Genomic DNA, 8,694 nt, shown 5'->3' with positions numbered 1-8,694 from the left:
AACAGGGTTGAGCGGTAATCATCGTCTAGCCCTGCCATTTTCTTTTTCCTCGCCATACTAGCTGACTTAGATGTATCTTGTTTAAAAAGCGCCATGGCTATCTTTCGCATTACATTAAACATTAATGGCCCTTGAAGTTTGCGTATTCTCGATTCATCTTCTCTGAAGTTCATATCAAGCATCCAATGCATGCTTTCAACCTGCCAGTGACTGCGTACCGCATTGAGTGCTTGCGCTGCATTTAAGTCTAATGAACTTATATACCAGCGTGTTTCAGTGGTATCCGACCCTGCCGACTTATCATGAACTTCAGCCCTGACCTTAATAATACTCGTTAAGCCAGGCCAACGATAATCCTTGCCTAACCAGCTTTTATCTATAAGTAACTGCTGGCATGTACGTGTTTCAACACGCCCATGTCCTGAGCTTATTTCGGTATATTCATCACAATTATGCTGAGTTAACCTTTCACGCTCGCACTTGTGCCACCACGCTTCTAGTTCCTTTTGCATGCCTGAATGATTACCTTTAAGTGCAAGAATATAATCTGCTTTTTGTTGGATGATTTGTTTTGCTATTTCTTGTTGGCATCCCATCGCATCTAACGTAATGATACTGTTTTCAATATCGAGCAGGGTGAGTAATTCTGGTATTGCGGTGATTTCATTTGTTTTATTATCAACAGCCGTCTGCCCAAGCACTAACTGGTGTTGGCAACTCCATGCACTGACCGTGTGTAAGGCACTTTTTCTGTCTTTTGTGGTAAATGAACGTCGTGCGGTTTTGCCATCGATAGCGATGATATCTGCACCTGTGGTTTCAATCAGTGATGATATCCAAGATTGAAATGCCCTTTCTATTTCATTTGCTTTTAACCGACACATGACGCGAGCAATCGTGTCATGTTTTGGAATTCCTGCGTTGAACGTACCGTATTTTTTTAACCAATCAAGCTTTAGGTGCCCAAAGTCTTCAATATCTTCCCATCCTTCTGCACCAGAGAGTACAGCGCTAATAGCAAGGAGAAGAATATCGATAAGTTCATGCTTTTTACAACGTTCAATGCGAGGATCTGTAATTGAATTAAAATGTTTCAGAAAAGTAGTGCTCATATTTATGCGACCAAGTAATTATTATGCCTTGATCTGATCACTACTTGCTCTATAAGTTCAATTTATAATGATCTTGCCGTGCGCGAATAATTAAGCCAAGGTTTACATTGCTGGCTACTTTTACAGCGCTTAATGTAACTCGCCTGTACGCCAGCTAAAAAAATGTGTAAATTAAGCCAGTTAATAACGAGTACTTTTTATTATAAAAATATAAAAACTACGCTCTGCTTTAAGCGTAGTTAACTCATTACTAGGATGTATCACCGCATTATGATCCCAGCTAAAAAGCTGCTTAATACCCTTAGCGAACATTGGGGTGTTTTAGAGCTATTATTTAAACGTTTTAAAATGGCCGACTTTAGCCTCAAAGACGTGCAAAACGCCATTAAGCAAAAACAGCCCACATGGACAAACGAGCGCATTTACAAAGAAACAAATCGTTTGCTCAATCAAGATATACTTATTCCATTGGCTAAATCATCCCAGCTTGAAATAAACCGCGCCATTGCCGATTTTGCGACCTTTTTATTACAAGAAGAACACCTAGGTTTAGCACAAGAAATTAGCGTTTTGGTTGATGATTTAGCACGCCTAGGAAACCGATTAGATAATGCCGGCGAAATAGAAGACTTTGACGATTTACGCCGCTATAGCCGCATTATGGATGATCGGGTGCGTAAAATAATGAAGCTTTACGCGCACAACGAAAACGCTATTTTAAACATTGTTGAGCAAGCTAAATCTGATCACGCGGTGCAATCTTTGCAAAAGCGCTACAAAGCGGTAATAGAAGCCTTTGACGAATACATAGAGCCGATGCTTAAAATGGTCGATATACGCGGTGACTTTCATGCCTGTTTTACACTTATTGAGCAACAAATAAGTAAGCAAATAGAGCACATTGAACGCTCAGGCAAAGCCTACAGCGACAAACGTATGCTTGAGCAATTGCGTACTCGTATACTCGAAATGCATTTAGTTGGCCGAGAAAGCTTACGCAAAAGTGCCGATATGCTTATGCCACTGCGCGAAGAGCTACGCCGTAATAACCTAATTACCCGCCAGGCAGCAAAAGTGCTTGGCCTTGTGCGTAAAAATGGCGTAGACAACATGCTAAGCGCGGTACAACCAAATTTTGTAAGCGATGCGCAGCGTTATTCGCTTGGCCAGCAGCGTCATATTGTTGCCTATATGGCAAGCTTGGTAGAATTTGAACACGAAGAATACCAACTCCCAGAGCAACAAGACGTGCCGGCATTTGTTACGCCAAACATTCCTGATTACCACGATGTTAAAACAAGCTTTGCAAAACGCTTTAATAAAAAACGTAAAAAGCCCCAGCCATTACTGCAATTTTTAGATGAAAGCTACCCAGAATTAGACGCCGACGAAATGCTATTTTTATATCAAAAACTAGTCAGCGACAGTGAAATTCACATTAGCCAAAGCGATGAGAAAACACGCGTAAAAATTGCCGGCCAGCATTTTTCGTTATACCCATTTAATTCTGCGCCTCAGCCAGATACACAGGCAGACGAGTAACACATGACACATATAAACTTAGACGAGCTTACGCACCTACAAGCCATTAATAAAAAATTAGGTGCGGGTTACCATATTTGCGAACAAGACAACGTAATGTGGCAAGAGCTTGACCAGCACATAGAATCTTATAGCGCCTTATTTAGCGCCCTTGGCCACGATTTAAAACACGATAGCCGCGGCTTTTACTACTTTGCCAGCGACGAAAGCACGCCAAACATGGGTAAAATATCCCGTGCTATTGCACTGACTATTTACATTTTAATTGAGCATTTTGCCAATACGGGTAAAGACCCAATGCGTGCCCTATTTGATGAAGTAAACGATTTAGAACTGATGCAAACCTTAGTGCAAATTAATAAGCACTTGTTTGATCAGCTTGAGATATTTTCGGGCTCAGATTTACGAAAAGACGTATACCTGCGCATGGTACGTTTAGGCCTTGCCCGCGAAGTAGAAGGCGGCTTTATGCTACAAGCGCCTATTCACCGCTATATTGATGCACTTATGGAAGTAAACGAAGAAACCTACATTACAGAGGACGAGCAATGAAAAACTTATACGGACTAAGTAAACTCGCCCTACTTAATACCGCAGGCTATGCAAAGTGTGTTATTCCGCTTGATAAAAGCAGCTCTATTTGTGCACCAAACAATACCGGTAAAAGCTCGGTTATTAACGCCCTGCAATTTCCGCTAATAAACGATTTACGCCTAACCGAATGGGACGGGCACGATTTAGATGAAACCCGTAAATTTTATTTTTCATCGGATCAGTCGTACATTTTGCTCGAAGCCAACCTCCCCCATGGCTCGGTGGTTATTGGTGTAGCAGGCCTTGGTAAAATAGCCGGTTACGCGCATCAGTACTTTTGTTATCAAGGCAAACTTGATTTAGCGCAATACACGCAAGGTAATACCATTATTAAGTTTACCAAGCTGTTTAATCATTTAAAAACGCAAGGTTACAACCCTATAGAGCTTAAAGCACAAGAGCTAAACGCCCTGCTTACCGGCGGCGCAACCCCTTTTGACGGCGACATTAATTTAAAAATGATCCCGCTTAATAACGTGCAAGACTCCGCCATTTATAAAGAAATTTTTAGGCGTATTCTTAACTTACACAAATTGGGTGCAAGCGATGTTAAACGCTTTATGCTACGTGTGTTTGAACGCCATATGTCTAACTCTAAAGTGGACTTTTACGAGGTATGGCGTCGCTCGTTTGATAAAGTAAATCGTGCTAAACGCGAGTTAAAAGCGCTTGAATCAATGCAAGAGCCAATAACAGCGCTTGAATCAATGCTTGAAAACCAAACCGTGCTTAAAGGTAAGTTAGCAGCCTACGCGCCTAAAATTGATCAAGCATTAATAGACTTTGATACCTACCAAGAAGAACAACTGAGCGAACTAGCCATTGCCCTTGAAGACATAGAGCACGAAAAACACGAGTTTGAGCAAAAGCAAAGCTTATACGTACAGCAATCGCGCGATATAGAGCGCAGGCAAACCCAAATAGAGCAATGGTTTTTAGATTACAGCGCTCTTAAAAGCGAGTTTGAACTGGTAAATAAAGCCACCCTTAAAACCACCCTTGGCCAACTTAAGCAAGACTACGAGTCGCTTTCGCACTCTATTACCAGCGCACAAGGGCAAAGCCTACACACGCTTGATTACCGCATTAGCGAGACCCAAAAACAAATTAAAAGCTTAAAACTGCAGCTTAAAAACCTTGAGTTTAATTTGTTTACCCGAATGCGCGAAGACCTATCACTTAAAGAGGTAGAAGAAATATCGCGCATTTTAAACCCCGATATACTCTCGTTTGCCACCACCAGCAATGGCGATATAACCATTGATGATGAAGACGCCTTTGGGGAATTTTTATCGCTATTAAGCGAAAACGTTAAAGGCGGTGTACTAACCCTACCAGGGGCAAGCATTAAACTTAAAAAACTTTCCCCAGTGCAAATGCAAAGCGGCGAAAACAAAGCCCAGCTTAGCGCTCAGCTAGACGCGCTGGAACGCTCGTTAAAAGAGTTTAAACAACAGCGCGAAGTAGCCGCTAACGTGGCCGATAAACAAAAAGAAAAAGATGCACTTTACGATGAGCTAATGAGCGCAGAGAGCGCACTAAAACGCTTAGAGCAATTTGAGGTAATGCAGCAGTCGGTAGAAGCGCAATCCATGCTAAAAGAGCAGTTATTAGCAGAGCGCGAACAAGTTGACGACTACCTGCAAGACATTCAAAAAAATAGTGGCTCAATTGCTGACAGGCGCTCGTTAATTAAATCTAAGCAAGAGCAAATTAATCGCCAAACCGAGCGCCTACGCCAAGTTAAAAGCGAGCGAATTGACCACACGCTTGATTTATACAGCGGTAAAGTAACCCCATATATGATTGACATAACAGTCGACTTTGATAACTTAAGCGACTTAGTACATCACTTTAATAAAGACTGCCAAGAGCTGCGCAACTTTGACATAAACGTACGTAATACCTATTTGCATGTATATAACGCGGGTATTACTAAGTTCGATAACGAAAATGACGAATTTACTAAATACCAAAAGTTGATTAGCGCATTTCATAACCTTGATAACGAACGCGATGCCGTTGAGCGCCAAGGCCGCGTAGCCCTAACCGAAGTAGCCGCCACAATTAAAGGCTTGCGTGAAGACTTAGACCGACTTCGCCGCGAAATGAACAGCTTTAATAAAGGGATAAGCCAGCACCGTATTTCTAACCTTCAAGCGTTTAAAATTAACGTAATACCGCGCAAAATGCTGGTTGATAGTATTGATACCATTATCAGCACGTCGCATCAGTTTGAACAAGGCGACACCCTTGACTTATTAAGCCAAGAACCTTACAGCGAAAGCGCGGTAAACGAAGCAAAAGATCACCTAATAAAACTTGCCTCCGACAAAGCGGGCCTTACATTAACTGACTTATTTGATATTCGTTTTGAAGTGGTTAACCGCGCTGGCGAAACAGAACACTTTGAAAAAATCGATTCAGCTGGCTCAAACGGGACCCGTATTACTATTAAGTTATTATGTGGCATGTTGTTTATTCGTTACTTATTAAGCGATCAGGAACAAAACCTTTACCGTATACCCATTTATATTGATGAAGCGGCCGACATTGATCCGCAAAACCAAAAAGCAATCATAGAAACGGCACTAAGCTTTGGCTTTGTGCCAATTTTTGCCTCGGTTAAGCCGCAGGTAAGCTGTGATTACATTGTACCTATTCGTTCAGTAAAAGATGGCGCCCAAAACTGGGTAGACGAAAAAGACTGGATTGAAGTTGAACACAATTAATTGGCCGTTAAGGCAAACCAACTAAACTAAAATATAGGACGTTAAACTAATACACATTTAAACGATGTGTGTTATTTTAAATTAACGCATTTTATTGGAGCAAAGGTAATGAAAAATATACTTATTGTTGCAGCGCTGACATTACTTACAGCCTGTACGCAAACCCCTGACTGGGATTACGACAAATCAGCCAACTTTAGTAATTTTAAAACATTTGCTTGGGTAGAAAACGCGAGCCTAACCAAAGACACCACAAACTACCAAATTAACGGCTTAATGGAAAAACGTGTACGTACTGCCGTTAATAAAGAGCTTAGCCAAACATTAGGTATGAGCTTAGTAGACCCAGCCCAAGCTGACGTACTAGTTAACTACCATGCATCGGTAGATAAAGAGCTAGAAGTAGACAGCTTTAACGTAGGTTACGGCGCACGTTGGGGATACTGGGGTACGGGTTTTCAACGCGACATTAGCGCCCGCGAATACGAAGTGGGTACTTTGGTGATTGATATTATTGACCGCGAATCAAACCAACTTGTATGGCGCGGCGCAAAAGAAGGCCGTTTAAAGAAAAAACAATCGCCTGAGCAACGCGAAGCATCAATTAAAGAAACAGTCGCTAATATTTTAAGCAACTTCCCGCCGCAAAAGCAGCAGTAAGTTAAAATTAGCGTTAAGTAAGTTTTAAAAAAGCTCACATTATGTGAGCTTTTTTGTGGGTGTTTATTTTTGGGACTTCAGATTTAAATAATTATGAGCTGCGCTCATCACGTCAGCAGGCTGCACGTCTACAATACCGAGTTAGATTTACGCTTTATACTTATACAATAACTCAAAAGGTATATGACAATAGTCATCTGGGTGGTTAGTTAAACGGTCTTGATGCTCAGGATCGCTTGGTACGTAATTAGTTAGCCGCTCAACGCCGACTACAACTTTTTCTGCATCACTGCGCTTATTTATATAATTGTTTGCTGCGTCTATATGGCTTTGGTGTTTGCTGTAAATAGCAGTGCGGTATTTAGGGCCTACGTCATCCCCTTGTTTATTAATGCTATATGGGTCAATAATTTCAAAAAAGTAGTCAAACAGCTTATTTAGGCTAACGGCGTTTAGGTCAAAAATTACCTTTACGCATTCTGCGTAACCATCGTAGTCGCCATCTGTAGTTTTACTTGAACCATTAGCGCGCCCTGCCTGTGTGCTAACAACACCTGGTAAGTGTTTCATAAACTCTTGTACGCCCCATAGGCAGCCACCAGCAAAGTAAATAGTATTGTGTTCTTTAGTATCCATTATAAATGCTACCTAATGAGTAAAGTGTGAATGGTTATCAAATGCAGATATTAACAAATTAATGTACAATCGCGCACAAAATTACTGCTGTTACATTTGGCTATTTTATCATGCCCAAATATAAGCTTTGAAATTAATTGTAACCGCAGCTACAAATATAAAAACGATGAGAAACACATGAACCACACACCACACATTATGTTGCCTGCACTATTATGCAGCGTTACTCCATTTGCTTACGCTAATACGTTATCTGATGAGTCTTCAATCGAGCAAATAACAGTGGAGGCTTCGCCTACTGCGAATAAACTGCCTGTAGGTACATTTGACTCGCCTATTTCTAATTTAGAGTACGACCCACGTGTAGATCTTCAATCACGAAATATGGCTGAGGCACAAGCTGATGTAACTATTCGTGGCGGTATTTTTGAAAACACCGGCTTTAGAGTAGGCAGTGCTACCCTGCTTGACCCGCAATCTGGTCATTATTTTGCTGAAATTCCCATTGCACCGCAAATGCTAAGCGGCCCAGCCGTTTTAACCGGTGCCGATAACGCACTGTACGGTATGAACAGCTCTGTAGGTACGGTTTCGTTTGGTTGGAAACCGATTATTACTGGCGGTAGTGTATCGCTTGGTACTGGTACGAATGACTTTAATCTTCAAAGCATTCATGCTGCTAAAAACACACAACTTGATAGCTTAGCTGGCTATACCTTAGGTTTTGAAGGTGAATATTCTCACTCGCAAAGTGATGGCACTATTGATAATGGTGACCATGACTTTTCGCGCGCCTCAGCTCGCGTGCAATTGGCAAGTGAGAATAGCCAAACCGATTTATTTTATGGCTCACAGGATAAGTTTTTTGGCTGGCCTAACTTGTATACCCCTTTTGGCGTTAACGAAACTGAAGATTTAGAGACTCGCCTTTGGATGCTTAATCACAAGCAAAACTACGCTAAAAACAGTAATTTTGAAGTATCGGCGTATTACCGCACCCATGACGATCACTATATTTACTCGCGCGAAAACCCAAGTGCATTCGAAGCGTTTCATAAAAGTGAAGTTAAATCGCTTGCTCTTTCGGGCCGCCATGCACAAAGCAATGCGTTTGCAATTAATTACTCAGCACAATTTATTGATGACTCGATTGAATCAACCACACTTGAAAATAATTTTACCTCACGAAAATATTATAAGCTGAGCGTATTGCCCCAATACACTATGGCGCTAAAGGCTAACCAACAGCTTATATTTCGTTTAGGGGCTGCGTATGACGATACAAACCGTGATGATGCTGAAGTATCAGCCATTGGTGATATAACCTTAAATACCCAAAATAATGACGGCACAGCGCAAAGCCTTTATTTATCATACGCGCAGGCGAGTCAAGTTGCAGGCTATACAGCCATTGGCGG

The 8,694-nt window shown here is 41.5% G+C and carries 7 protein-coding genes; 5 read left to right on the top strand and 2 right to left on the bottom strand.

The features are described 5' to 3' along the window. Positions 1-1,112, bottom strand: a 1,112-nt coding sequence (locus L650_RS0123365; RefSeq protein ID WP_029771904.1) for an ISAs1 family transposase, incomplete at its 3' end; no start/stop codon positions are given. Between the two features lie 270 nt (positions 1,113-1,382). Between L650_RS0123365 and L650_RS0123360 the strand changes: the two genes are divergently transcribed. The 4 genes from L650_RS0123360 to L650_RS0123345 all read left to right on the top strand — a co-directional run bounded on the left by L650_RS0123360 (position 1,383) and on the right by L650_RS0123345 (position 6,640). Beyond that, the gene (locus tag L650_RS0123360) at positions 1,383-2,654 is read left to right on the top strand and encodes a hypothetical protein (protein ID WP_029774582.1); all 1,272 of its coding nucleotides are present in this window, start codon (positions 1,383-1,385) and stop codon (positions 2,652-2,654) included. Between the two features lie 3 nt (positions 2,655-2,657). Then, positions 2,658-3,206, top strand: a complete 549-nt coding sequence (locus L650_RS0123355; protein ID WP_024033404.1) for a condensin complex protein MksE — start codon at positions 2,658-2,660, stop codon at positions 3,204-3,206. Beyond that, entirely contained in the window at positions 3,203-5,980 is a 2,778-nt protein-coding gene (locus L650_RS0123350) for a hypothetical protein (protein WP_029774581.1), read from the top strand. The genes L650_RS0123355 and L650_RS0123350 overlap by 4 nt, the downstream gene beginning before the upstream one ends. 108 nt (positions 5,981-6,088) lie before the next feature. Then, a complete protein-coding gene (locus L650_RS0123345) occupies positions 6,089-6,640 on the top strand; it encodes a DUF4136 domain-containing protein (protein WP_004587699.1) in 552 nt (183 codons plus the stop codon). A 147-nt stretch (positions 6,641-6,787) separates the two neighbouring features. Here the strand turns inward: L650_RS0123345 and L650_RS0123340 are convergent, their stop codons facing one another. Next, positions 6,788-7,276: a peptide-methionine (S)-S-oxide reductase gene (locus tag L650_RS0123340; protein ID WP_029774580.1), complete on the bottom strand. Its 489-nt coding sequence runs from the start codon at positions 7,274-7,276 to the stop codon at positions 6,788-6,790. 177 nt (positions 7,277-7,453) lie between these two features. Between L650_RS0123340 and L650_RS0123335 the strand changes: the two genes are divergently transcribed. After that, positions 7,454-8,694 (top strand): TonB-dependent receptor (locus L650_RS0123335; protein WP_029774579.1); only part of this gene is annotated, 1,241 nt, incomplete at its 3' end.

It is taken from the genome of Pseudoalteromonas sp. TB51 (assembly GCF_000498055.1).
Classification (GTDB): Bacteria; Pseudomonadota; Gammaproteobacteria; order Enterobacterales; family Alteromonadaceae; genus Pseudoalteromonas; species Pseudoalteromonas atlantica.
This window is presented reverse-complemented; position numbering and strand designations above follow the sequence as displayed.